The organism is Natronococcus pandeyae (assembly GCF_008122205.1).
Lineage (GTDB): Archaea > Halobacteriota > Halobacteria > Halobacteriales > Natrialbaceae > Natronococcus > Natronococcus pandeyae.
This window is the reverse complement of the sequence record NZ_PHNJ01000005.1, coordinates 225,276-248,446: the sequence shown is the minus strand read 5'-3', so window position 1 is coordinate 248,446 and position 23,171 is coordinate 225,276. Positions and strand designations below refer to the sequence as shown.

General features: G+C 63.8%; 26 protein-coding genes. 14 read left to right on the top strand and 12 right to left on the bottom strand.

All coding sequences use genetic code 11. The features are described 5' to 3' along the window. Positions 1–376: 376 nt before the first annotated feature. The 6 genes from CV102_RS11975 to CV102_RS11950 form a co-directional block, all read right to left on the bottom strand. Positions 377–814 carry a hypothetical protein gene (locus CV102_RS11975; RefSeq protein ID WP_148858236.1) on the bottom strand — a complete coding sequence of 146 codons (438 nt, stop codon included), beginning with the start codon at positions 812–814 and terminating at the stop codon, positions 377–379. A gap of 224 nt (positions 815–1,038) precedes the next feature. Next, positions 1,039–1,446 (bottom strand): VOC family protein, encoded by a 408-nt coding sequence (locus CV102_RS11970; RefSeq protein ID WP_148858235.1) that lies wholly within the window; start codon positions 1,444–1,446, stop codon positions 1,039–1,041. Between the two features lie 234 nt (positions 1,447–1,680). Further along, positions 1,681–2,097, bottom strand: coding sequence for a VOC family protein (locus CV102_RS11965; protein ID WP_148858234.1), 417 nt, complete (start codon positions 2,095–2,097; stop codon positions 1,681–1,683). A 180-nt stretch (positions 2,098–2,277) separates the two neighbouring features. After that, entirely contained in the window at positions 2,278–2,535 is a 258-nt protein-coding gene (locus tag CV102_RS11960) for a DUF2249 domain-containing protein (RefSeq protein WP_148858233.1), read from the bottom strand. Positions 2,536–2,619: 84 nt separating this feature from the next. Beyond that, positions 2,620–2,853, bottom strand: coding sequence for a DUF2249 domain-containing protein (locus tag CV102_RS11955; RefSeq protein ID WP_148858232.1), 234 nt, complete (start codon positions 2,851–2,853; stop codon positions 2,620–2,622). A 111-nt stretch (positions 2,854–2,964) separates the two neighbouring features. After that, positions 2,965–3,192, bottom strand: a complete 228-nt coding sequence (locus CV102_RS11950; RefSeq protein WP_148858231.1) for a DUF2249 domain-containing protein — start codon at positions 3,190–3,192, stop codon at positions 2,965–2,967. Positions 3,193–3,353: 161 nt separating this feature from the next. Here CV102_RS11950 and CV102_RS11945 point away from each other — a divergent pair, with 161 nt between their 5' ends. Next, positions 3,354–4,703: a hypothetical protein gene (locus CV102_RS11945; protein ID WP_148858230.1), complete on the top strand. Its 1,350-nt coding sequence runs from the start codon at positions 3,354–3,356 to the stop codon at positions 4,701–4,703. Between the two features lie 61 nt (positions 4,704–4,764). Here the strand turns inward: CV102_RS11945 and CV102_RS11940 are convergent, their stop codons facing one another. Beyond that, positions 4,765–5,262, bottom strand: a complete 498-nt coding sequence (locus CV102_RS11940; RefSeq protein ID WP_148858229.1) for a hypothetical protein — start codon at positions 5,260–5,262, stop codon at positions 4,765–4,767. 152 nt (positions 5,263–5,414) lie between these two features. Then, positions 5,415–5,564, bottom strand: a complete 150-nt coding sequence (locus tag CV102_RS11935) for a 50S ribosomal protein L40e (RefSeq protein WP_148858228.1) — start codon at positions 5,562–5,564, stop codon at positions 5,415–5,417. A 93-nt stretch (positions 5,565–5,657) separates the two neighbouring features. Between CV102_RS11935 and CV102_RS11930 the strand changes: the two genes are divergently transcribed. Further along, complete coding sequence (locus tag CV102_RS11930) at positions 5,658–6,566, top strand: hypothetical protein (protein ID WP_148858227.1); 909 nt, start codon at positions 5,658–5,660, stop codon at positions 6,564–6,566. Positions 6,567–6,603: 37 nt separating this feature from the next. Here CV102_RS11930 and CV102_RS11925 read toward each other — a convergent pair whose 3' ends face one another. Further along, entirely contained in the window at positions 6,604–7,113 is a 510-nt protein-coding gene (locus CV102_RS11925; protein ID WP_148858226.1) for a DUF367 family protein, read from the bottom strand. A 302-nt stretch (positions 7,114–7,415) separates the two neighbouring features. Here CV102_RS11925 and CV102_RS11920 point away from each other — a divergent pair, with 302 nt between their 5' ends. The 5 genes from CV102_RS11920 (at position 7,416) to CV102_RS11900 (ending at position 13,457) form a co-directional block, all read left to right on the top strand. Then, on the top strand, positions 7,416–9,077 hold the full coding sequence (locus tag CV102_RS11920) for an ABC transporter substrate-binding protein (RefSeq protein ID WP_148858225.1): 1,662 nt from the start codon (positions 7,416–7,418) through the stop codon (positions 9,075–9,077). A 73-nt stretch (positions 9,078–9,150) separates the two neighbouring features. Beyond that, positions 9,151–10,131, top strand: a complete 981-nt coding sequence (locus tag CV102_RS11915) for an ABC transporter permease (protein WP_148858224.1) — start codon at positions 9,151–9,153, stop codon at positions 10,129–10,131. Next, complete coding sequence (locus tag CV102_RS11910; RefSeq protein ID WP_148858223.1) at positions 10,128–11,069, top strand: ABC transporter permease; 942 nt, start codon at positions 10,128–10,130, stop codon at positions 11,067–11,069. The genes CV102_RS11915 and CV102_RS11910 overlap by 4 nt, the downstream gene beginning before the upstream one ends. Beyond that, on the top strand, positions 11,066–12,136 hold the full coding sequence (locus CV102_RS11905) for an ABC transporter ATP-binding protein (RefSeq protein ID WP_148858222.1): 1,071 nt from the start codon (positions 11,066–11,068) through the stop codon (positions 12,134–12,136). The genes CV102_RS11910 and CV102_RS11905 overlap by 4 nt, the downstream gene beginning before the upstream one ends. Beyond that, positions 12,129–13,457 (top strand): ABC transporter ATP-binding protein, encoded by a 1,329-nt coding sequence (locus CV102_RS11900; RefSeq protein ID WP_148858221.1) that lies wholly within the window; start codon positions 12,129–12,131, stop codon positions 13,455–13,457. Before CV102_RS11905 ends, CV102_RS11900 begins: the two co-directional genes overlap by 8 nt. 2 nt (positions 13,458–13,459) lie before the next feature. Here CV102_RS11900 and CV102_RS11895 read toward each other — a convergent pair whose 3' ends face one another. Then, positions 13,460–15,268: a Rieske (2Fe-2S) protein gene (locus CV102_RS11895; protein WP_148858220.1), complete on the bottom strand. Its 1,809-nt coding sequence runs from the start codon at positions 15,266–15,268 to the stop codon at positions 13,460–13,462. Positions 15,269–15,535: 267 nt separating this feature from the next. Between CV102_RS11895 and CV102_RS11890 the strand changes: the two genes are divergently transcribed. From CV102_RS11890 to CV102_RS11885, 3 genes are all read left to right on the top strand, one after another. Next, positions 15,536–15,709: a UPF0058 family protein gene (locus tag CV102_RS11890; protein ID WP_148858219.1), complete on the top strand. Its 174-nt coding sequence runs from the start codon at positions 15,536–15,538 to the stop codon at positions 15,707–15,709. Positions 15,710–15,772: 63 nt separating this feature from the next. Continuing rightward, on the top strand, positions 15,773–15,952 hold the full coding sequence (locus CV102_RS27395; RefSeq protein WP_449289630.1) for a DUF7511 domain-containing protein: 180 nt from the start codon (positions 15,773–15,775) through the stop codon (positions 15,950–15,952). A 231-nt stretch (positions 15,953–16,183) separates the two neighbouring features. After that, entirely contained in the window at positions 16,184–16,513 is a 330-nt protein-coding gene (locus tag CV102_RS11885) for a nuclear transport factor 2 family protein (protein WP_148858218.1), read from the top strand. A gap of 17 nt (positions 16,514–16,530) precedes the next feature. On the opposite strand, the gene CV102_RS11880 is transcribed toward CV102_RS11885, so the two are convergent. Further along, positions 16,531–17,673: an MBL fold metallo-hydrolase gene (locus CV102_RS11880; protein ID WP_148858217.1), complete on the bottom strand. Its 1,143-nt coding sequence runs from the start codon at positions 17,671–17,673 to the stop codon at positions 16,531–16,533. Positions 17,674–18,032: 359 nt separating this feature from the next. Here CV102_RS11880 and CV102_RS11875 point away from each other — a divergent pair, with 359 nt between their 5' ends. Further along, positions 18,033–18,308: a hypothetical protein gene (locus tag CV102_RS11875; protein WP_148858216.1), complete on the top strand. Its 276-nt coding sequence runs from the start codon at positions 18,033–18,035 to the stop codon at positions 18,306–18,308. Positions 18,309–18,403: 95 nt separating this feature from the next. Continuing rightward, positions 18,404–19,933, top strand: a complete 1,530-nt coding sequence (locus CV102_RS11870; protein ID WP_148858215.1) for a stage II sporulation protein M — start codon at positions 18,404–18,406, stop codon at positions 19,931–19,933. A gap of 51 nt (positions 19,934–19,984) precedes the next feature. On the opposite strand, the gene CV102_RS11865 is transcribed toward CV102_RS11870, so the two are convergent. Continuing rightward, positions 19,985–20,830 (bottom strand): hypothetical protein, encoded by an 846-nt coding sequence (locus CV102_RS11865; protein WP_148858214.1) that lies wholly within the window; start codon positions 20,828–20,830, stop codon positions 19,985–19,987. Positions 20,831–21,037: 207 nt separating this feature from the next. Between CV102_RS11865 and CV102_RS11860 the strand changes: the two genes are divergently transcribed. Beyond that, positions 21,038–21,997 (top strand): succinylglutamate desuccinylase/aspartoacylase family protein, encoded by a 960-nt coding sequence (locus CV102_RS11860; RefSeq protein ID WP_148858213.1) that lies wholly within the window; start codon positions 21,038–21,040, stop codon positions 21,995–21,997. A gap of 1 nt (position 21,998) precedes the next feature. Continuing rightward, on the top strand, positions 21,999–23,171 hold the full coding sequence (locus CV102_RS11855) for a pyridoxal-phosphate dependent enzyme (RefSeq protein ID WP_148858212.1): 1,173 nt from the start codon (positions 21,999–22,001) through the stop codon (positions 23,169–23,171).

Below are 23,171 nucleotides of genomic sequence, written 5' to 3'. Positions count from 1 at the left end.
AAACAGGCAGCGCTAATAGTTGCTGTCTGGATGGGAGCCACCGCCCTCTTTGGAATAATTTCCTATATTATAGTGTTCGTGATTATGTGATCTTGATTATTATTGCTTGCTCTGTCTCTCACCTGTACTGAACGATCACCACCTCCGCAAATTACGCTGAATCTCGTGCCACATTCGCGCTCTCTATTCAGCACTGTCCGACTGTTACCTATAGGATCTGTTAAAAACGGTCTGCTGAATATAGAGGATGGGTGCAGCAAACGGACTTCGTTTGTTTCGCGCCGGAATCAATGAACCATCCGCTCACTACATCTGCGTAGTTAACGGTAGATAGGGGTAGTGAAAGCGAGTGGGTATGACTATGTATCACGGAGATTCAACAACCATCTGAACGATATATACCAAACTGTGGCTCCCCATTATCATCTGGCTTGATGTTGAGACGATATTCACGGCACGTGATGTCTGTATTATCAGCTCTAGCCCAAAACTCGCCCTCTATATCTTCAGGCCGCTGAGCAAGATTAAAATAAACGTCGTAGACTCCGGGTTCGTCGGGTATGTCTTCCACTTCCCGAACCGACGGTGAATCACCATCAGCAGGCGGAACTGCGGTGAAATCCCCGTACACCTGTTCGCCCTCATCTTCAACGATCACTAACACTGACTGCTCGTACTCAGTATGATTTTGAAGTTCTACCTTGGTCAGCCTTGCTTCCTGTTCATCAGACCAAGACAAATCAATGCACCCAGCTAAACTCGTGCTACAGATCGCACCACTGAGTTGGAGGATTTCACGGCGGGACAGGGACATACATCATCATGCTATATTGAGTAGGTGTAAACCTTCTCGTTTGTTTTTATTAACTATATGACCTGTTCTGACCGATCACTAACTCTCGCAGATCGCCTCTCGGTCCGTGCCACATTCGCACTCTCTATTCAGCACTGACTGATTGTTTCCTATAGAAGCTGTCAAAAACAGGTTGCTGAATACAGAGCATGGATGCAGCAAACCGACCCCATTTCGAATGCCACTTATTGTTCTGGCGGAGACTGCACGCAAAAGCCGTTCCCCTCGGGGTCGCGCATAACTGTCCAGGCCTCAGTGTACGGACCTGTGGTTTCGGTCTTGGTTTCTACAATAGATGCGCCGAGTTCAGCGAGTCGTTCGACCTCTTCCTCGCGGTCAGCAGCGTTAAGATCGAGGTGAATCGGAATATGTTCAGGCGACGAGCGGGGCATTTTCTTGAAAAACAGCCGGGGGCCATGACCATCCGGATCGATTGCTGACGCGGCTGCGTTCGGATCGCCGCCCTCAGCCTCTATTGCCTCGAGAAGCCCCGGCGGGGCCTCCTGAAGCTCGTAGTCGACTGCTGCGGTCCAAAACGCGGCGAGGCCGTCGGGGTCCTCGCACGCAAACGTGATGTTGCCGATCGACGCCATGAACTCTAGACGGTGCGCTCCTCGATAACTGTTCACGTCGGATGATTTCGAGGTGAAATCTGTTAGAAACGCTACAACATTCGCGCTCTCTATCCAGCACGGCTCTCCCAACATCTCTAGTAGCTGACCGAAGTAAGCGCGTTACGTTCGCACTCGCTACGTAACGAATCGACTCCGCCTAGGTTCAGAAAAACGGGATAACGAAACCGGATACCCAACTACCGGGAAACGAACTCAGTCCTCCGGCCCGACGACCTCGACTTTGATCCCCTCGGGATCCTCGCAGTAGAGCGCGTAGTAGCCGCCGGCGAACGGATGGCGCTCCTCGTACAGCAGACTCGCTTCCTCGCGGTCGCGAACCTGGCGCGTGAGGTCGTCGACCTGCTCTCGAGAGGCGGCGTGGAACGCGACGTGGTTCACCCCGGCGGCTCGGCGGTCGAACGACTGGTCGGACTCGTCGGCCTGTACGAGCACGACGTAGGTCGGGCCGTTAATCCAGGAGCGGCCGCCCTCCCACTCGGTTTTGGGCTCGTAGCCGAGTTCGTCGAGTAGCCAGTCCCAGAACGGGAGCGAGGCCTCGAGATCGGAGGCGTACAGCTCGAGGTGGTGGAGCTGTCCGGCGCGGTCCGGATCAGCGTGATCGTCTTCCATGGTTGAACGTGCTGACCGACAGATACGAACTACTTGACAGTACCGTCCGTCAACCGGACGGTCGGGTTCGAACGGCAGCCGAACGGCGTCGTTCCCGGACAATGACGCCGTTTCCGGACGACGGCGTACGTGAGCGGAGGCCGGCCGAAAAGCAGAGGGTCAACGCGCGGTCGAACCCGTTCAAGGTTTCCAGATGGCGGTCACCACGTCGTCGTCTCGCTCGAGGGTCTCGTAGGCGTAGCCGCGGTCGTCCAGCTTCGGAAAGAGAAACCGGGGAACGCGGTCGTTACGCTGCAGGAGGACCGTCTCGTCCGGGAGTTCGGCGAGCCGCTCGAGCGTCCGCTGGAGCGGTTCCGGCGGGCCGAGCGAGCGAACGTCCAGGTGGTCGGTCGGTCGATCGGTCGGGGCGTCGGTCCGGTCGAGCATCGATGGCTCCATACGCGAGGATTCGGTCCGACCCGACCAGACGTTCACCCCGAACCCGTTCGGACGGGTCGTGGCGCGCTCGCCGCCCTCGTCCGTTCAGTCGGCTCGCTTCGGGAACGTCGCCTCGAACTCGTTCGGACCGGCCCGTTCGACGGCGTAGCCGTCCGCGTCGAACGAGTCGACTTCCGCCTGGAACTCGTAGAACAGCGGTTTCGGTTCGTGGTCGTTGACGATCGTGAGCGATTCGCCGGGCTCGAGGTCCTCGAAAGCCTCGTGGATCATGGGGTGGCGCTCCGGTGGCGAAACCTCCCTGACGTCGAGTTGCGTCATACACGTCGAGGTCGGTTCTCGAGAGGTATCGGTATTCGTCCGAACGGGTTCGTGTCGGCTCGAATCGTGGGTCGTGTCCGGGGACCTGACGCGCCGACTGAGCGACGCGACTCAGCGACGGTCGATCAGCACATGCCACTCGTTCTCGCTTCGCTGGTCCGTCTCGAACGCGAACCCGCGTTCCTCGAGCACCTCGTACAGCGGAACCGGTTCGAAGCTCGCGATCAGCCGCAGCTGTCTGCCGTCCTCGAGCCGCTCCAGAGCGGCGGTGATCTCGCCGAACGGCGGGCCCTCGATCTCGCGGACGTCGAGCGTCGTTTCGGTCGTGTTCGTTCCCATACGGGATCGATAGCGCGCCGCGGACGGTGGTCGTTCCCGCGAACACGTTCGAGGTCGATTCGATTCCGATGGCGCCGTCCGTTTCGCGAGTACCGAGGACGGAAGGTCCGCCGAATCGGTTCGGGAACAGCGCGACGGACGGGCGGATCGAACGTCGAGACATGAAGACGATTCCGGACGGACTGCGGACGGATCGAACGCCGCCGATCGCGATTCCGCTCCGACACTTTCTGGTCGGCCTGTGCTTTCTCGTCGTCGGAATCGCGGCGGGGGCCGCAGCGTACGTCGCGTCGCCGTCTGGACCGGCCGACGTCGCCCGGCTCCACGTGTTCCTGGTCGGCTGGATCGCCCTGACGATCATGGGAGCGATGACGCAGTTCGTCCCGGTCTGGTCCGGCGTCGAGCTTCACTCGCGGCGACTCGCGAGGGCGCAGCTCTGGCTGGTCGCGGGCGGACTCGTCGGTTTCGCCCTCACCCTCGGTGCCGAAGCGTTCTCGTCCGTGCCGATCACCGCAACGGTGCTGTTCGCGGGAATGTGGCTCTTCGTCTACACCCTCGGGCGAACGCTCGCCCGGGCCCGGCCGCTCGACCGGACGGAACGCCACTTCGCGTTCGCACTCCTCAGCTTCGCCGTTCTCGCCCCGCTCGGATACCTGCTCGCGGTCGGGTTCTCGACGCCGCTGTTCGAGTCCCTGCCCGTGACGCGAGGCGACGTGTTTCTCGTCCACACCACGGTGGCGCTGTACGGGGCCGTACTGGTGACGATCGCCGGTGCGCTGCCCCAACTCGCGACGATGTTCACGCAGACGGAGCACGGCGCGCTCGAGCGGCGGCTCCTGTCCGTCGAGGAGGCGGCCCTCTACGGTGGCGTCACCGCGTTCGCCGTCGGCCGCGGCGCCGGTCTCGAGTCGGTCGCCCGCGTCGGCGCGCTGGCGCTTCTCGTCGGGGCCGTCGCCCTCGGAATCGTGATCGCCCGGTTGCTCTCCCGGTCGACGGTCGAGCGAAGTCCGATGACCGCTCGGTACTGGGTCGTCGCCGGATCGCTGCTCGCCTGGGCCGCCCTCGCCGTGCCGGCGTGGTGGCGCGATCCGACGGGTCACGCGGGCGTGTTCGGCGCACCAGGGACGAGCGAGCTACTCGTCCTCGGCGTGTTCGGCTTCGTCGTCGTCGGCACGCTCTACCACGTGATCCCGTTCATCGTCTGGCTCGAGCGCTACAGCGACCGCATCGGACTGGAACCCGTCCCGATGATCGACGACCTCTACTCGAGTCGACTCGAGCGCGCCGACTTTCGGCTCACGCTCGCCGGGTTCCTCGTGCTCGTCGTTGCGGGCTGGGCTTCGCTTCCGTCGTCGATCGCCGCGGTCGGCGGTCTCCTCGCGAGCGTCGGCTTCGGACTCTTCGCGGTCAACCTGGCGTGGACGATTCACCGGCACGGCTCCAGCGGCGTCGGCTCCGAGAGTCGCGACTCCGCATCGGAAGAAAGTCAAATCGATCGCGTCGGCGAGTAGCCCCGCCGGTCGGAACCGCTGCCGTCTACTCCCGTGTCCCGTGCTCGATAGCCGCCGGGATTCACTTCGAGGTTTCTTGGTCGTCGCGCTCCCGTTCGGCGCGCTCGAGCGAGTCGTCGAGCGCGTCGGCCTGCTGGTGCATCGGGTGGACGCGCACCCGGACCCGGTCGTACTCGTGGCGGTCCGCGAGATCGTTCCAGGCCCGGAACGATCCCGTGACGAGCGCGTCGGCCATCGGACAGAACGCCGTCGTCGGGGTGAACTCCGCGCGGAGAGTTCCGGAGTCGTCGGCGTCTACCGCGTACCTGAAGCCGGCGTCCGGGTGTCGCCGGTCGAGGTTGAGTTTGGCGAGATTGTACCCGAACGTGGCGTCGTACACGCCCCGTTCTTCGAACAGGTCCCGAGTGAGCCGGTGAAACGCCGCGTGGGCGTCGCCACAGAGGAGGTCGTGTCCTTCGAGAAACGGCCCCGGATCGGGGACGTGAGCGGGGACGAACTCGTTCCAGCCGTCGAACTCCGCTTCGGCGTCGTTCGACCGAGTGCGAGAGAACGGATTCATCTCGTTCGAGGGTAAGGACGACGACATCCTCGATGTATCCCCGAACCAGTTCGGCCGCTTCTCGCCGCTCTCGAGCGACGAAAGTCGAGAAAGTCGACGATCCGCCGGGGCCCGCGAACGAGCGTCGTAGGCGGAGTGGGTTCCCGGAACGGTTAGGCCGCGCGCTGCTCCTTCGCCTTGGGACGAAGGTTCTTGTAGCCGCACTTGCGGCAGCGGTTGGCTTCCGGCGAGTTTCGCGCGTTGCAGCGCATGCAGATCATCTTCTCGAGCGTTCGTTTTTCGGCGGCGTCGAAGCTTGGCATGTCGCTTCGTTGGCCCGTAGTGCATATAACCGCTGTGGTCGCGAAACTATCGGAACGCGAATAATTATCAGCCGGCGACACGAACCATCGGCTATGTCCGGATCCGTCCACGAGTGGTCGGCCCTGCCGGAGGAGACGCCGCTTCGCCGGCTGCTCCTGTACGCGCCGTACGGTCTGTACGGCGGGTTCGGCGCGTGGATCGTCGCGGCCGCCGTCCTGTTCACCGTGGGCCAGGCGCTCGTCGGTTCGCCGATCGCGTTGGTGATTGTCGTCGCGCTCGTCGGCGGGCCGGTCTCGATCGTCGCCCTCTGGCTGCTCGTTCGCCACGACAGCTTCCCGAAGTGGATGGACAAACTGTACCTGACGGACAGACTCTCCGCCCACGGGCTCGCAATCGCGATCGCCGTCGGTGCCGCGATCGTCGGCATCGTCGGCCTCCTCTCCCCGCGAGGAACGGTGTTGCTCGTCTTCGTCGGGACGCCCGCGCTGGCGCTCGTCTCGAGTTCGGCCGAGACGACGGTCCAGTTCGATCCGACCGCCCGGCGAGTCGTGGTACGGAACGATCGACGACGCGACAGCGGAGGGACGAAGCGAATCGATCTCGTAAACGTCACGTCCACGTACCGGATCCCGCTCGGGACGGTCGGCCTGTACGTGTGCCGACGCACCGGTTCGAATCCGGTACTCGTCTCGGTTCCCGAGCGCCACCGGCCGGCTTTCGAGCGGGCACTCGAGGAAGCGGAACGGATGGAGCCGGCCGCGGCGCCGAAGACTCCGAGTACCACCCGGCCGATGCGAATCGTGCTCGTCGTCGTCGCCCTCAAGTTCATCGCAATCGCGGTTGGCGTCGGCTATCTCGGTTACAGCGCCGCGGGCAGGGACATCGGTCAAATACTGTTCGCGCTTCCGGGACTGCTGTTGTTCGGTGGCGTCTCGCTCGGCTACGCGTGCTACGAGTCCTGGCTCGCCCGTCGAGAACGACTCAGGCAGTCGTACGAGTAGTCTCGTCGAATCGGCGGAATCGGTAGCGACGCTCCGGCTACGCCGACTCCTCGTCGGCCAGGTAATCCTCCTGGACGGCGACGACCTCGCTCGAGTCCGCACACTCGCTGTACCGGCGCAGTGGCTCCTCGTTGAGCGTGAGAAACGTCTCGCCCCAGCGAAACGGCTCGAGGAGGTCCTCCGCGGCGTCCTGGTCGCCGAAGATACAGAGTGCGGCCGCGAGCGCCTCGACGGTCGTCAGCTGGAAGGGCCGACCGTAGTTGACCGGATTCGCGGCGACGAGGAAGGGCAGCGCCCGGTGGACGCCGTTCATTCGGAAGGATGCCTCCTCAGCGGACTCCCACGAGCAGTCCAGCGCGACCACTGTCTCGAGGCTCTCGTCGGCGTCGGCCGGTGAGAGCGCCTGCTCGGCGTGCGGATTGAGGACGACCCCGTAGGGGACCTGCGCCATCCGTCGGTAGAGGATCGCCTTGTCGAACTTCTCGAGGCGACGGGCGGTGCACTTCTTCGGGTCGTCGTCGCCCTCGTAGTAGACGTGACACTCCACAGTCAGCCTACGATCGGGGACGAAAAAAGGCAGTCGATGCCGAGTCGTTCTCGGTAGCCCGAGATCGACCCGAGATGCGGTCCAGACCCGACTCGGATCACAGAACTCGCCGCCCAATAGTCACACATCTAACGATAACTACAGAGAACCCGACCATCTGCAAATAACTCGATTCGGATTACTATTCGCCGTATGTTTACTATACTGCCCATTGACTGGTCGACAGAAGAATAATAAAAGAGTTTTGGACGTTTATTCATCCGAGAATTTATATACCCCCCACATAAGTTAGCAGTGTGGAAATGGTAGAGGATAACACATCGCGGAGAAGGGTGCTCAAAGGTGCAGGGGTTGCAGGGGCTACGGGACTTGTTACGAGTTTTGCCGGCTGTCTCGGCGACGACGACCCGGACGTCGAGGGGGCAGACGAACTCGACGAAGAGGTGCCGGAGATTCACTTAGTCGCGCCGACTGCGGGCACGAATCCGTTCCGGAACGAACTCGCTTCGATCATTGCCGACAACTGGGAGGAGATCGGGTTCGAGGTCGACCTCGAGGAACTCGAGTTCGGCGCCCACGTCGACAAGGCGGTCGTCCAGCAGGATTTCGACGCATCGCTTCTCGGCTGGGGTGGGACGCCGGAACGGATCGACCCTCACACGTTCATTTACGACATGCACCACTCCAACAATACGGCGGAGGGTGGGCGCAACACGCCGGGGTACGAAAACGACGAGTACGACGAACTCGCGGAGTTGCAGGTGACTCAGGTCGACGAGGACGAGCGCCAGCAGACCGTCTACGACGCCCAGGAGATCATCGCCGAGGACCAGCCGCGAACGTACATCGCGAACGAGGGCGGCTACCATCCCTACGCCAGCGCTCGCGTCACCGACGTCGACCCGACGCTCGGCGAGGGACTCAACTCGTTCTGGAACATGATCTCGGCGACGCCGACCGACGACGACACGGTTCGCTTCGGCTACCCGTCCGAGATCATCTCGCTGAACCCGATGCAGGACCTGGCGACGCCGGACCGTCAGTTCGTTCGACTCATCTACGATCAGCTGTATCGGATCGACGAGGACGGGTTCCCGTCGCCGTGGCTCGCGACGGACGATCCCGAGATCGAAGACGACGGCATGACGTACACTCTCGAGATCCGTGACGGCGTCACGTTCCACGACGGCGAGGATCTCACGGTCGAAGACGTCGAGTTCACGTACGAGATGTACGCCGACTCACCGACCTACAGCGATCTCGTCGACGTGATCGACGAGATCGACACCTCCGGGAACGAGATCACGTTCCACCTCGAGGAACAGTACGCCCCGTTCACGGCGAACGTCCTCGGACAGGTGTACATCTTCCCAGAGCACATCTGGGGGGACGTCGATCCGGACGACCTCGTCGATTTCGAGGACGAGAACTGGACCGGCAGCGGGCCCTTCGAGTTCCGCGACTGGGAGCGCCAGGCTGAACTGCAACTCGAGGCGTTCGACGATCACTTCGAGACGCCGAACGCCGACACGTTCATCCGCATTCCCGGTTCGGACACCTCGACGCTCGTCAACAGCCTCGAGTCCGGACAGATCGACATGGTCGGTGCGGTCCCACAGCCGACGGCCGTCGATCGCGTCAGAGACGACGACGAACTCGACCTCGCCGATTTCGACGCCGTCGGTTACGCGATGGTCGAGTACAACACACGCCGAGAGCCGTTGGACGACCGTCACGCTCGCCGTGCACTCTCCTACGGGGTACCCAAAGAGGAGTACGTCGAGTTCATCCGCGACGGGATGGGGACGGTCACCCACACGACGATCTCCGAGCACAACGAGTTCTGGCACAACCCCGACGTCGAGGAGTTCTACGAGGACCTCGAGGCCGCACAGCAGGAGTTAGCCGATGGGGGGTACGGCTGGGACGACGACGGCCGACTGCACTACGGCGCGGACCAGTAACCGGTCGAAGCCGCCTTTCAGTATTTCAATACGAACATATGACACTCACTAGAGACTCGAGGTGGAGTAGCCGATGGGACTGAGAGCGTACGTTGCCCGACGGATTCTCCAGCTCATCGTTACCTTCTGGGCGTTCTTTACGCTCCTGTTCGTTCTCTTTCGGATGATGCCCGGCGATCCGACGTCGATGTTCATCATGGACGGCATGACTCCGGAACAGCGCGAACAGCGGATCGCAGAACTCGGACTGGACCAACCGCTGTACGTCCAGTACGTCGAGTACGCCCGGCAACTGCTTACCGGCGACTTCGGCCAGTCGTTCATCTACCGCGACCCGGTGATCGACATCATCGTCGTTCGCTTCATGAACACGATCGTCCTGATGGGGACGGCACTGGTCATCGCCTACCTCATCGGAATTACGTTCGGCGCCATTATGGGCTGGTGGCGGGATTCACGCTTCGAGCGCGGCGGAATCGTCGTGACGCTGATCGCCCGCTCCTCACCCGAGTTCTGGGTCGGGATCGTGCTCCTGTCGGTGTTTGCCTTCTGGCTCGGCTGGTTCCCCTCGAGCGGGATGCGGACGACCGGGGGCGAACTCGGCGGCGGCTTCGTCGCCAGGTACGGCTCCGCCGACTTCCTCAGACACCTGTTCCTCCCGGCGTTGACGGGAGCGATCGTCTATCTGGCGACGCCGACGCTGTTGATGCGAAGCACGATGCTCGACGTCCTCAACGCCGATTTCATCGAAATCAAGAAGGCGGAGGGGCTTCCCGAGCGAACGGTGTTGTACAAACACGCTGCCCGGAACTCGATCCTCCCGATCGTGACGGTGATGGCGATTGCTACCGGCGCCGCGATGGGCGGCTCCGTCGTCATCGAGACGGTGTTCAACTGGCCCGGCATGGGACGCGAGATGGTGAACGCAGTGAACAACAACGATTACCCGCTCGCGATGGCGGCGTTCTTCCTCATGGGTTCGGTCGTGATTATCATGAACTTTATCGCTGACCTCACATACGTCTACCTCGATCCGAGGGTGGAGTACGAATGAGCACCGAACGAACGTCTCCGATCGACAGTGCGACGGGAGCCGTCGGCGACGGCCTCGACTACGTTCGGACGAAACTCGAAGTGTTCGAGGGCGACAGGCTCGGCCAGATCGGACTGGCCATTCTGGTTACGTTCCTCCTCATCGGCATCTTCGCCCGGCCGTACACGATCGAGTTCCTCGACCTGACGATTCCGGGACTCACACCCCACGATCCGGGTGAACGCGCCGTCGGCGGACGGCTCGAGTCTCCCTCGGCCGACCACCCGCTTGGAACGACCGACATGGGACGCGACGTGCTCTCGCAGCTGATCGCCGGAACCCGCGTGACGCTCATCGTCGGCAGTCTCGCGGCCTTCATGGCCGTCTTCATCGGGACGAACGTCGGCCTGGTCAGCGCCTACTTCGGCGGCTGGGTCGACGACGTGCTGATGCGGATCACCGACATCGTCTACGGCGTTCCGTTCCTGCCGTTTGCGATCGTCCTCGTGGCGATCCTCGGCAGCAGCCTCGTCAACATCATCGTCGCGATCGTGTTGATCCTCTGGCGATCGACCGCCCGCGTGATTCGCTCGCAGGTACTGAGCCACAAGCAGCGGCCGTACGTCGAGAGCGCACAGGCTATCGGGGCGAGTCACACGCGAATCATGTATCGCCACATTCTGCCCAACGTGTTGCCGCTTACGTTCCTGTACGCGGCCTTCGCGGTCGGCTGGGCAGTTATCGCCGAGGCGAGCCTCTCGTTCCTCGGCTTCGGCGATCCGAATATGCTCTCGTGGGGTGAGATGATCTACAACGTCTACACCGCGAACGCGATCCGCGAGGCCTGGTGGTGGGTCTTCCCACCGGGTATCGCTATCATGCTGTTCGTCATGTCGGTGTTCTTCATCGGTCGCACCCTCGAGGAAGTGGTCAATCCCGAACTCAGACATCAAAAATGACGCTACTCGATATCACCGAACTGAAGACGTACTACCGGGCCGACGACGGCTGGGTCCGTGCAACGGACGACGTCTCGCTGTCGATCGATCGCGGCGAGACGGTCGGACTGGTCGGCGAAAGCGGCAGCGGCAAGACGACGCTCGCGAAGTCGATCATCCGCCTGCTTCCCGACAACGCCGAGGTCGTCGACGGCTCGATCGATTTCGACGGCACCGAAGTCACCGAGCTGTCAAACAGAGAGTTACGCAAACAGATTCGCTGGTCGGAGATCTCGATGATCCCACAGAACGCGATGAACGGGTTCGATCCAGTGTACACCGTCGGCGAACAGATCGTCGAGGTGATCACGTACCACGAGGATACCTCCAAAGCAGAGGCTCGAGAACGGGCGCGAACCCTGTTCGACGACCTCGGGGTCGATCCTGACCGCGTCGACGACTACCCCCACCAGTTCTCCGGTGGAATGGCCCAGCGAGCGATGATCGCGCTCGCCCTCGCACTCTCGCCATCGCTCGTGCTCGCCGACGAGCCGACGACGGCTCTGGACGTAGTGATCCAGGATCGCATCCTCGAGACGATCAAAGAGTTACAGGAGGAACTCAACAGCGCGATGATCATGATCACTCACGACATGTCCGTCGTCAGTGAAACCTGTGACCGGATCGCCGTGGTCTACGGCGGCCGTATCGTCGAGATTGCCGACGCAGAAACGATCATCATGAACCCGCGCCACCCCTACACGCTCGGGTTACGAAACGCCTTCCCCGATATCAGCGACGACGATCAGGAGCTCATCTCCATTCCCGGAACGCCGCCGGATCTCGTCGATCCGGACGACGGCTGTCGGTTCGCGCCCCGCTGTCCGTTCGCCGAAGAGGAGTGCTGGGAGGTGACACCGGAACCCGAATCGTACGGCGACGGCCACGCCGTCGAGTGTCACCGTGCCGACGAGATCGAGCACCTGCAGGAGGAAGCCGGTAAGAAGGAAACCTGGGTCGAACAGGACCTCGGCCGGTCGGAAGAGATCGAACCGAGCCCGCCCGAGGAGGTGGAGCTCGATGACTGACGCAGTCGAGGTGGAACGGGAGACCGACCCCGACGAGACGTACAAGCTCAGGGTCGAGGGGTTGGAGAAACACTTCCCGGTCAACACCGGTCTCGTCTCGCGCATCCTTCGTGGCGAGACCGACGAGGCGGTCAAGGCCGTCGACGGCGTCTCGCTGGGCGTTCGCGAGGGCGAGGCGTTCGGCCTCGCCGGCGAGTCCGGTTGCGGGAAAACGACGCTCGGAAAGAGCGCGATCAGGCTGATCGAACCGACCGGCGGGAACATCTACTTCGACGGCAAGGAGATCACCGACGCCGGCGGCAGCGAGTTGAACCAATTCCGTCGCGAGGCACAGATCATCCACCAGGACCCCTACAAGTCGCTCAACCCGCGGTTTACGGTCTACGAGTGGGTGAAAGAGCCGCTCGACGTCCACGACATCGGGACCGCCGAAGAGCGCGAGGCGCGGGTCTACGAGACAATCGAGCAGGCGGGTCTCGAGCCCGCGGAAGCCTACGCCCACGAGTACCCGAGCGAACTGAGCGGCGGAGAGCGCCAGCGGGTCGGTATCGCCCGCGCGCTGGCGCTCGAGCCATCTTTCCTGCTGGCCGACGAGCCGGCGAGCATGCTCGACGTCTCGATCAGGGCGAGCATCCTCGACCTGTTCAAACGCCTGCAGACGGAGCTCGGACTGACCGCAGTCTACATCAGTCACGATCTCTCGCTGCTCAAGCACATGTGCGATCGGATCGGCATCATGTACCTCGGCGAACTCGTCGAGGTCGGGCCGGCCGACCAGATCATCAACGACCCGAAACACCCCTACACGCAGGCGCTGGTCTCCTCGGTGCCGCGAATCGATCCGACGGAGGACCGCGAACGGATCGAACTCGTCGGCGAGGTTCCCGATCCCATCGACGTGCCGAGCGGCTGTCGGTTCCATCCCCGCTGTCCGAAACTCGTCCAGCCGGAGGGGTACGAACTGGCACAGAACGACTGGCGGGCGGTCGCGAACTTCCGCGGCGATCTGCTTCGGGACGATCTCACGCTCACCGACGAGGAAGAGGAAGCGACGCCCGAAGCGATCCGCGAAAGCTACGACATCCCGCCGCAGCTATCCGATCCGGGGGCCGAAACCGTCCTCTCGGACGTGCTCGCAACCACGACGAACGGGGACCGTGAGGCGGCTCAGGCGACGATCGAGACGGAGTTCGCGACGCCCTGCGAGCGAGGCGAGATCGAGACCTATCAGGTCGAGCCGGATCAGACCGCAAAGTGCGTCCGCTACGACGATTCTTCGCAGTACGGACCGGACGGCGGCGGAACGATCGGCGACGACTGAGTCTACTCGCTTCCCTCGTGGATCGTCTCGCCTCGATTGAGCCGCTGGGCGATCGTAAACGTCTGTTCCGCTTCACGACGGGTCGGGAAGTGCGCGGCCATGTATCGTGCCGTCGCGATCAGCGGGACGCGGCGACGGGACTCGAGGTCGATCGACGTCTCGTCCCCGCCAACTGTCCGCTCCTCGGCGAGGTCGAACTGTCGAAACGCGGCCTCGAGGTTCTGCAGCGTGTGAAAGCCGGCATCTTCTCGCAGGAGCCCGTGACCGAGCGTTCGCTTCAGATCGGCGGAGTCGCCGCCGCAGTCGAAGAACTCGCCGACGAGCCGTCCCGCCTCGTCCACCTCGCCTTCGGCGTCGAACGTCTCGAGGAGGGCCTCGAGAATCGCATCGGGATCGCGACCCGTCTCGTTCGCCCCCGGCTCCGGGATCGGTGCTGGCGGCGTGTTGAGGAACCGGTCGAGGTAGACGCTGATCGCGGCGTCGAAGACACCCCGGTAGAGTTCGATCGCGTCCGTCCGGCGCGTCGCCTGGTGGACCGCGTTGGCGTACGTGAACGTGTGGTGGACCGTGTTCCAGTCGGAGAACTCGTTGGCGGTCCCGAACTGGGCGACGCGCGTGGCGGCGGCGTGAACCACCTCGGCGGCGAGTTCCTCGGTCGTCGCGCCCGCCGAGACCGCGTCCGCGAGCGCGTCGACGACTGTCTCCGGATCGTCCGAGAGCAGCGTCTCCTGGAAATCAGCGGGTGGCTCCCAGGATATCCCCGCACCAGCCGTTGTGAGCTCCTCGAGCCCGCTCGTCTCGGTGACGTCGCCGCCGTAGACGTCCTCGAGCAGCGAGACGAGGTCGATCGGCTGGCGCCAAGACGACTGCTCGTCGCTGCGGGTCGCAGTGACGAGCGGATCGACGAGGCTGGCAAGTGCGTCATCCGCGTGCTCCCAGCCGACGTGTTCGAGGCTTTCGAACGATTTGTTCGCGAAGTCGAGCACGTGACCGCTCGAGAGGTACGGGTGGTCGGTCGCGGCGGCGAAGACCAGTTCGGCGACCTCGGCCTCCGACCGGCCCGACGCGACGGCGGTCCGGAGACAGCGCTCCGCGCCGTCGGCGTCGCGCACCTCGACGCAGTCGCGGAACCAGCGCTTGAGCCGGTCGAACTCGACTTCGCGCGTCGAGAACGACGGCTGATCGAAGTTCGGCGGTTCGTCCGCGCAGTCGCTCGCCACGCGCCGAACCCCGGTGTACAGCGCCCGTTTCCGGTCGTCGGGCTCGAGGTCGTCGATCAGGTTCGCCATGCAACCGAGGATCGTCAGTCCCGGCCCCCAGCCCGACTCGCGGTAGCGGGTGCCGAACTCGAGCGTCGTCGCCGTCGGCTCCCGGTAGTCGACGCCGGCGTCCAGCAGTCCGATGGTCGACTTCGCGACGACCAGCCGGAGGTTCTCCTCGAGGCCGGTCTCGAGGCGGCTCGCCCAGTGCTCCGCCGGCGGCAGGTCGCGCTCGGGGTTCGGGTTCACGTAGACCGTTCCGTCGCTGATCTCGACGGGGTAGGTCCTGACGTCGTCGGCCCACGGATCGAACGTGTCGCCGCAGGCGAGTTCGAACCGCGCGTGGTGCCAGTGACAGGTCAGGATTCCGTCCTCGACGCTCCCCTCGGAGAGGGGAAACCCCATATGCGGACAGCGGTTGTCGACGACCCGTACCTCGCCTTCGTGGTAGAACGCCGCGAGTGGCGTCCCGTCGACGCTCACCTGTGCGCGCTCCCGTTCCTGTAGCTCCTCGAGCGGGAGGAGCTCTCGGAATTCATCGGACGTTGCCATGTGGATGTGATAGACACACGCGATCGTAAGCGTTCGCTGAACGACATTTTTGTAATAATTCGGAGAAGAGGCTCCGTCGAGCCCCTCGAATCGCGATAGGCTTTCGGTAGCCGTGGTACGTATCGGGCAGGTAGTGAGTGGTCGTTCCCAGAAAACTGTCCGACGAGTAGCGTTCTCGAAAATAAAACGGAATACTGTTACCCGGATCATCACATCTAGCGGTCGTCGCGAAAAAAATTATTAAAGAGCGTCGCGACACGTGTTACCATGATTGTCCAGGAACTCGTCCATCTTCGTGCACTGCTGTCGGAAGTGCGTGTATCTCTCGAGCGGGAACGCACCATCTCTTCCAGCAGGTTCGATGCCGACGACGCACAACCGGTTCGCCCGACCCACCTTCATCGTCGGAAAGAGGCACACAAAAGAGCGATTACCTTTTGATTAGACTCCCCTCATTTGTCCTATTCGAAGAGCTCTACGATCGAGCAAACGATACGATCATAAATGAACTCACGTTTCGAAAACCCAGCGGAAAAAAGAGAGCTGAGCGGTGTCGTGGTTGAAAATCCGAACACGCCCAACGTGTGCGTTCTCTATCCAGCAGCGGTGACGGACGAACAGCTTGAAACGATGTGGATTCGAGCGGAAGAAGGCGATTACGCGTGTGTAGAGAACAGTCGATGACGAACGGGCGTCGTAGCCGAGATTCCGAGAGTGCCACAGGTTACGCACCCGTGAGTGCGACAACAATCAGTCTATGCCCCTACCTAACAGCTGCTTCGGCCAAAAACGCGGCTGAAAACGGAGGTTCAACGGAGCCGGAGAAGACGGCGTCTGGACTCCCAGAGGAGTGAGCGAGATGACGGGCGGAGACGTGATGACGCCGCTTTTGACGATCACACCGGTAGGGTCGATATGGACACCGTCGCCCTGGTCGAACGATACTACGACGCCCTCGATGGACACGAGTACGACGCGCTCGAGGAGATTCTCGCTCCAGACTTCGTCCAGCAACGATCGGATCGGCGGTTCGAGAGCCGGGAGGCGTTCGTCCGGTTCATGCGTGACGACCGTCCGAACCCCGACACCCGGCACGAACTCGAGGACGTGATCGACGACGGCGACCGCGTCGCGGTTCGCGGCCGCGTGGTCGACGAGGGCGAGGAGCGGACGCTGTTCGAGTTCGCCGACTTCTTCGACCTCGGGGACGGGAATATCGAGCGGCTCGAGACGTACTCGCGGTAGGCTGCGGCCGACGCCGCCTACGCCGAGCAGTTGTTCGGCCCCAACTCGAGTTCGATCCGATCCTCGGGCGGCAGTTCGAGCGCACCCCGATTACGTTCGATGATCTCCTCGTAGTTCGACGGTTTCTCGCCGGCGTCGGCCATCCGGTCGACGAATGCCTCCTCCTCGAGATTCAGGACGTCGATGCCCGTGCGCGCGTCGCGGATCGTCGTCGTGACGGCCTCGCCGGGCGAGCCGTGGGCGAACTCGCCGTCCGCGGTGACGGTGACGTGTCCCGGCAGGACGAGGACGCTCTCGGGTTCGGCCAGGATCGTCCGGTGGAGCGTCTCGTAGAGCATCCTGGCGCCTTTTTCTCCCTCGTCTTCGCTGAACTCGAGTTCCGTCCGGCCGGTCGAGTCGACGTGGAGCGTATCGGCCGTCAGCAGCGCCCGGTCGTCGACGAGGACGTTGATCATCTCGCTGGTATGGCCCGGCGCGACGACGGCTTTGAGTTCGCGCTCGCCGACCTCGAGCACCTCGTTGCGCTCGAGCGCCGTGTACTCGAACTCGACGTCGCGCTCCTCGGCGCGGTCGCCGAGGTAGTAGGGGACGTCGAACTCGTCGGCGAGCTGGCGACCGCCGGAGACGTGGTCGGCGTGGACGTGGGTGTCGACGACGCCGACAATGGAGAGGTCGGCCTCCTCGGCGGCGACGGTGAACTCGTCGGTGTCCGCCGTCGGATCGACGACGACCGCCTCGCCCGTCTCCTCGCAGCCGACGACGTAGCTCAGACAGCCCTTCGCGCGGCGCTGGACCTGGACGATCCGGGCGTCGCCGGTGCCCTCGATCTCGACGTGGTCGTAGACGCCGCTCCACCCCTTCATCCCGCCGTCGACGGTCTGGACGTCGTACGCGTCGGTGGCCGACTCGAGTTGGGTCGCCAGATTCCCGGAGGAGAGCCCCTTCGCGCAGATGGTGATCACCCGTTCGGCGTCGCCGACGACGTCCTCAAACTCCTCGAGGCGGCCGTCGAGTTGCTCCTCGGGCCCGAACGGGAAGTGAATCGCCCCGGAGACGTGCCAGGACTCGTAGCTGTCCTCGGGACGCGTGTCGACGAGCGCGAACTCCTCGTCGTCGTCCTGTAGTTCCGCGAGCCGGTCCGCAGAGAGTGTCGTGACCATACCTACCAGTACGCGGTCGGGTCACGTAAACGTCGCCGCCACGTGTGCCGGCCGTGCTCAGATTCTACTGTGAGAGATCAGGTTCCGGTGAAACCACCACAAACGCCTCTTTCATTTCCTCCTGAGTCGGCTGCCTGGCCAGCCATCGCGGGTGGGAATGAAAAGGGCTGGGCCTTTCGTAGTGTTCGATTCTCTCAACGAATCGGTATAATCTGAACACCGTCACGTGCGCCGTGGCACCCACCAGACGGCATCTTCGAGCGCCCCCGTAGCTGAATCAGTGTCCCCGAACATCGCTCGCGCCGGTCGCGGACGGAGCACAACCACTACGGTACCGCCCTTCGAACGGGACGACGAACATGTCGACACTGCGTAACCTCCTTCGCGGCCTGCTCGGAAGCGTGATCGGAATCGTCGTCATCGGCCTCGTCGCGACCGTCGTCTTCGCGGTCGCCATCTTCGTCGTCTCGACCGGCGCCGGACTCGCCGGCTACGACCCGAGCGCCGACTTCGTCGTCCTCTCGGCGGCGCTCGTGGTCGTCGCAGTCATCCTCACGGGTGGGTTCACGCCTCGGCTGTCGAACCAGGAACCCGACGAGACGACCGACGAGTTCGACGACCGTACGTTCAACTGACGACGGAATGCAACCGATCCCGCCACCGATTGCGGTCGATCGACGGCCGGTTCCGCGAACGGATGATTTAACTCCGAATTCGAGAAACTAGCGATATGACACTTTCAGCGTCGATCTCCGCCGCCGTCGCGGTTCTTCGACAGCGGCCGAGCGATCTCCTTCCGTTCTACTTGCTCGGTGCGGCAGTCCCGGCCATCGTTCGTCTCATCCCGTTTCTCGGGCTCTTCCTCGGCTACCTCTACCTCGAGTTGACCGGACGGCTCGAACTGCTCCGGGCCGAGTTCGAGGCGGGAACGCTCGATCCACCCGATCCCGAGGCCGAACCCGACGCGTTCGACGCGTGGGCGGAGGGGCTCGTTCCGCTGCTCGAACAGCTGATCACGTTCGAACTCGGCCTGCTCGTGCTGGTGACGATTGCCGCGACCGTGGTGAGTGGAATCGGGCTCTTCGCGGTGATCTCCGCCGGACAGCTTGCGGCCTGTTACGGACGGCTCCGTGACGACCGCGGGCTCCTCGTCGGACTCGCGGGTGCCCGGCGATTCTGGCTGCGGTTCGCCGGACTCTACGTCCTCGAGTTCGTCCTCTGGATCCTCGTCTTCGGGCTGATCGCTATCGGTGTCGCCCTGTTCGGTGCGGTGCTCACTGCCGTCACCGGGACGGGGCTCGCGACGATCCTCGTCGGCCTGCCGGCGGTGTTCCTCGCGGGTCTTCTGGTCGTGGTCATCCGAGCGGTGTTCGCGTTCGCACCGGTCGCGATCGTCGTCGACGACGCGAGCGTGTTCGACTCGGTCTCTCGAGCCGCCGGCTTTATCCGGCGTCAGCCGATCGGTGCAGCGTTCTACTACGTGATCGCCGTCGGAAGCCTGGTCGCGCTGTCCGTCGTCACCGGCGTCCTGGCGATGGTCGACGTCCTCTCCGTCGGCACGCTGGTCACGACGCTCGTTCTGTTCCCGTTTCTCGATCTGCTGAAGACGGCGTTGTACGGCGACTCGAGGGGGAGACTCTCACCGCCGTCGGTTCCGGAGCGGTCGCTCCGTCACCAGTTTACTGGCGGACTTCGTCGAGGCTGGCGCGAGATGCTGTCGTTCGTCCGGGCGACGCCGCTGTTGCACGCCTTCGTCGTCGTCGCGGCCGTCGCGTCGTTCTGGGCGGGCTGGGAGGTCGCCGAGCCGCTGGCCGGCACCGTCGAGACGTCCATCGCGGCCCGACTCGAGGGCCACATCCCGCCGGCGGCAGCCCTCGAGTTCTTCGGCAACAACTGGATGGTCGCCTACACGACCGCGTACGCCGGGCTCGCGCTCGCGATTCCCGCGTTCGTCTCGCTCGCGTTCAACGGCTTCGTGATGGGGATCTACGCCCGACTCGAGGTCGAACTCGTCGAACTCGCCGCGTTCGTCGTCCCCCACGGGATCATCGAGGTCCCAGCGATCTTTATCGCCAGCGCGCTCGGCCTCTGGCTAGGACTCGTCGGCTGGCGATCCATCCGCGGCCGTGCGACGCCCCGCGATCTCGCCGACGCGCTCGAGCGGGCCTTCTGGGTCGTCGTCGGTCTGGGCATCCTGCTCGCCGTCGCAGCGTTCATCGAGGGGTTCGTCAGTCCGTACTACTACGGACTCTTCCTCTGAGTATCTCGGTTCCTCGAGGATGACCGTGACCCTCGACTCGCTTCAATTTCGTTACTCGTCCATCCCGAACGGAACCGTGAACTGGGGCAAGAAGAACGGACCGGGCTGTGAACCCCACGTTCGGTCGTCGTAGTGATACGCACCGACGATCACGAACTCGTCGACGACGTCGAGGGGACACTCCGTCACTGGGATCCGATCGACCCCCGCCTCCTCGTCGGTCGTCGCGCCCGGTGGAAGCGTGAGTTCGGCCGGCTCGTCGACGGTCTCGAGACGACCGACACCGTCGGCGTCGGCGCGGAACACGTTGTTCTCGCCGTCGTTTCCGCCGAGCGGCCTGTGCCACGTCGGCCGGTGGACGACCCAGGCCGTGTAAACGCCTCCGGGGATCAGGCCCTCGAGGTCGAGTTCGACCGTCGCCCGTCGGTTCCCGTCGCCGTCCTCTCCGCGCGTCGTGACCGTCGCGGTTCCCTCCGGGTTGCCGTACTCACCCCAGGTGAGGGGTTCGCCTTCGGGATCGACGATCGATCGGCGCGAATCGAGAAGCGGACCGCTCCCGTGGGGCTCCAGGTACGCTTCGGCCTTCTCCCCGAACTCGTCGACCATCTCGTCGTAGGTGACGTAGGGCGGGAACTCCGGCTCCGGATCGAACAGTTCGGTCCCGTCGTCGGGCTCCTCGAGGGGCGCGCCGCTGCTGTCGACGTAGTCTTCGGGGTCGGGGCCTGCGACCCTCGCCTCCCGGCGTCCGTTTCGGGCTCCGTCGTGTCCGTCGTCGGCGGCTCCAATCGCGGCGGCACCGATACCGAGCGCGCTGGTGCCGAGTACCCCGAGCGCGGTTCGTCGCGTCGTTCGTGATACGCCGTCCGCGTCGCCGGGCTGTGGTAGATTGTCAGTCATGATCGTTCACCGACGGAACCAACCAGAAAGAGCCCACTAAAGGTGGGGCGGTCGTGCGCGAGCGGTGAACACCCGCTGTCGAACCGGAACGAGTCTGATGCTGGCGAATGCCACACCGTCACCGGGGCTCCGCCGCGAACGATCGTTCGCGGCACGAAGCGGGGTTCAACCGAATCAATAAAGGCCGACGGGTTCAACCTCAGTGACATGGCAACGACGCTCGGAACGGCGAGCGCGGACCCCGGTGAGATCGATACGGGTCGTCTCGAGGTCGGCGAGACTCGAGACGGCACTCCCTTCGGTCTTCCCGTCGCCGTGATCAACGGCACGGGGTCGGGGAAAACTCTCTATCTGCAGGCGGCGAGCGACGGTGACGAACTCAACGGTGTCGGCGTGATCCAGCGCGTCGTCCCCCAACTGGATCCGACCGAACTCAGCGGGACGATCCTGATCGTCGGCATCGTCAACTTCCACGCCTTCCAGGTCGCCGAACACCGCAACCCGATCGACGACACGAAGATGAATCGCGCCTACCCGGGCAACGAAACCGGAACCTCGAGCGAGCGGATCGCCGCCGCCACCTTCGACGTGGCCACTCGGGCGGACATGATTCTCGACCTCCACCAGGGCTCGACCAGCCGGATGATCGACGAGGTTCGCGTCCGGTGTGGCTCGCGCCACCGCCTCCACGACGAGTGTCTCGAACTCGCGAAGGTGTTCGACTGTGGCTACGTCCTCGACCAGAAGGGACCGGACGGGCAACTCGCCCGGGCAGCACCGGACGAGGGGATCCCCACAGTCGACCCCGAACTCGGCGGCTGCGTCGGCTGGGACGAGACGAGCATCCAGAAGGGCGTCGACGGGGTGTTCAACGTGCTCCAGTACTACGGCTTCCTCGACGGCGACGTCACCCTCCACTCCCAGACCCGCGCGAAGGGGTTCGAACAGTTCGGCGCGCCCGCCGGCGGCCTCGTCCGCTTCGAGGCCGACCTCGGCGACCGCGTCCGTCACAGCGAGACGCTGTTTACGGTGACGACACCCTTCGGCGAACCGAAGAGCGAGGTGACGGCCGACAGCGACGGGATCCTCTGGCGAACGCGCCGACTGCCCCAGGTCGCGACGGGCGAGTACGTCTGCTCGGTCGCAACCGAGATCGACGAGTACTGAGATGGCAGCCGATCTCATCTGCCCCGACTGCGCCACCGTCTACGAGGCCGGACCCGACGAACCGTGGCGCTGCGCCTGCGGACACGCCCTCGAGTTCACGGACCGTCCGCATCCGCAGGGCAACCCGCTCCCGCTCTCGCAACTCGACACCAGCCAGGGGCTGTGGACCTTCTTCGAGTTTCTCCCGATCGAACAGCACGTCACGTTCTACGAGGGCTTTACACCGATCGTCGAGGCACCCGAGTGGGACGCCGAGTTCAAACTCGAGTACGTCTTCCCGACGGGATCGTTCAAGGATCGCGGCGCGACGACGACGCTCTCGCGGGCGGTCGAACTCGGCGTCGAGAAGGTTCTCGAGGACTCCTCGGGCAACGCGGGGGCCGCAATCGCGACCTACGCGGCCCGCGCGGGGATCGACGCCGACATCTACGTCCCAGCGGACGTCAAACAGTCGAAGCTGATGACGATCCAGCGGGCCGACGCCCGCCCGGTGCGGATCGAGGGCAGCCGACAGGACGTCACCGACGCCTGTATCGAGGCCGTCGAGGGCGAGAACGGAGGCGGAACCGGTTCGGAGAACGAGGGCAACGCGACCGCGGAACCCAATCAAACCGGCGAGGGCTGGTACGCCAGCCACGCCTGGAACCCGGCCTTTTACGCCGGAACGATGACCTTCGCGTTCGAGGTCGCCGCCCAGCGCGACTGGACGGTTCCCGACGCCGTCGTGCTCCCGGTCGGTCACGGAACGCTCTTCCTCGGCGCCTACCGCGGGTTCTCGTTGCTGAACGAGGCCGGCATCGTCGACGAGATGCCGCGACTGCTCGGCGCACAGAGCGCGGGGTACGCGCCGATCGCCGACGCCCTCGGAGCAGCAGCCGACGAGGAAGGCGACGAAACCGAGACGGAGACCATCGCCGACGGCATCCAGATCGCCGATCCCGCCCGCAGAGACGAGATCTTCGAGGCGGTCGAGACGACCGACGGCGACGTTATCGCGCTCGAGTCGGACTCGATCGAGACCGCACTCGACCGCCTCCACCGGGGCGGCTTCTACGTCGAACCGACCAGCGCGGCCGCTCCGGCGGCGCTACTCCAGTACCGAGAGGCCGGCGTCGTCGATAGCGACGACGACGTCGTCGTTCCGCTGACCGGGAGCGGCCTGAAAACACTTTGA

Bases quoted from the DNA above. Each gene is read 5' to 3' on its own strand.
- CV102_RS11965 (WP_148858234.1), bottom strand. From the start codon at position 2,097: ATGGAAGACGATCACGCTGATCCGGACCGCGCCGGACAGCTCCACCAC.
- CV102_RS11970 (WP_148858235.1), bottom strand. From the start codon at position 1,446: ATGGCGTCGATCGGCAACATCACGTTTGCGTGCGAGGACCCCGACGGC.
- CV102_RS11950 (WP_148858231.1), bottom strand. From the start codon at position 3,192: ATGGGAACGAACACGACCGAAACGACGCTCGACGTCCGCGAGATCGAG.
- CV102_RS11900 (WP_148858221.1), top strand. From the start codon at position 12,129: ATGACTGACGCAGTCGAGGTGGAACGGGAGACCGACCCCGACGAGACG.
- CV102_RS11880 (WP_148858217.1), bottom strand. From the start codon at position 17,673: ATGGTCACGACACTCTCTGCGGACCGGCTCGCGGAACTACAGGACGAC.
- CV102_RS11915 (WP_148858224.1), top strand. From the start codon at position 9,151: ATGGGACTGAGAGCGTACGTTGCCCGACGGATTCTCCAGCTCATCGTT.
- CV102_RS11930 (WP_148858227.1), top strand. From the start codon at position 5,658: ATGTCCGGATCCGTCCACGAGTGGTCGGCCCTGCCGGAGGAGACGCCG.
- CV102_RS11935 (WP_148858228.1), bottom strand. From the start codon at position 5,564: ATGCCAAGCTTCGACGCCGCCGAAAAACGAACGCTCGAGAAGATGATC.
- CV102_RS27395 (WP_449289630.1), top strand. From the start codon at position 15,773: ATGAACTCACGTTTCGAAAACCCAGCGGAAAAAAGAGAGCTGAGCGGT.
- CV102_RS11975 (WP_148858236.1), bottom strand. From the start codon at position 814: ATGTCCCTGTCCCGCCGTGAAATCCTCCAACTCAGTGGTGCGATCTGT.
- CV102_RS11895 (WP_148858220.1), bottom strand. From the start codon at position 15,268: ATGGCAACGTCCGATGAATTCCGAGAGCTCCTCCCGCTCGAGGAGCTA.
- CV102_RS11945 (WP_148858230.1), top strand. From the start codon at position 3,354: ATGAAGACGATTCCGGACGGACTGCGGACGGATCGAACGCCGCCGATC.
- CV102_RS11910 (WP_148858223.1), top strand. From the start codon at position 10,128: ATGAGCACCGAACGAACGTCTCCGATCGACAGTGCGACGGGAGCCGTC.
- CV102_RS11855 (WP_148858212.1), top strand. From the start codon at position 21,999: ATGGCAGCCGATCTCATCTGCCCCGACTGCGCCACCGTCTACGAGGCC.
- CV102_RS11865 (WP_148858214.1), bottom strand. From the start codon at position 20,830: ATGACTGACAATCTACCACAGCCCGGCGACGCGGACGGCGTATCACGA.
- CV102_RS11870 (WP_148858215.1), top strand. From the start codon at position 18,404: ATGACACTTTCAGCGTCGATCTCCGCCGCCGTCGCGGTTCTTCGACAG.
- CV102_RS11955 (WP_148858232.1), bottom strand. From the start codon at position 2,853: ATGACGCAACTCGACGTCAGGGAGGTTTCGCCACCGGAGCGCCACCCC.
- CV102_RS11875 (WP_148858216.1), top strand. From the start codon at position 18,033: ATGTCGACACTGCGTAACCTCCTTCGCGGCCTGCTCGGAAGCGTGATC.
- CV102_RS11890 (WP_148858219.1), top strand. From the start codon at position 15,536: ATGATTGTCCAGGAACTCGTCCATCTTCGTGCACTGCTGTCGGAAGTG.
- CV102_RS11860 (WP_148858213.1), top strand. From the start codon at position 21,038: ATGGCAACGACGCTCGGAACGGCGAGCGCGGACCCCGGTGAGATCGAT.
- CV102_RS11960 (WP_148858233.1), bottom strand. From the start codon at position 2,535: ATGGAGCCATCGATGCTCGACCGGACCGACGCCCCGACCGATCGACCG.
- CV102_RS11905 (WP_148858222.1), top strand. From the start codon at position 11,066: ATGACGCTACTCGATATCACCGAACTGAAGACGTACTACCGGGCCGAC.
- CV102_RS11885 (WP_148858218.1), top strand. From the start codon at position 16,184: ATGGACACCGTCGCCCTGGTCGAACGATACTACGACGCCCTCGATGGA.
- CV102_RS11940 (WP_148858229.1), bottom strand. From the start codon at position 5,262: ATGAATCCGTTCTCTCGCACTCGGTCGAACGACGCCGAAGCGGAGTTC.
- CV102_RS11920 (WP_148858225.1), top strand. From the start codon at position 7,416: ATGGTAGAGGATAACACATCGCGGAGAAGGGTGCTCAAAGGTGCAGGG.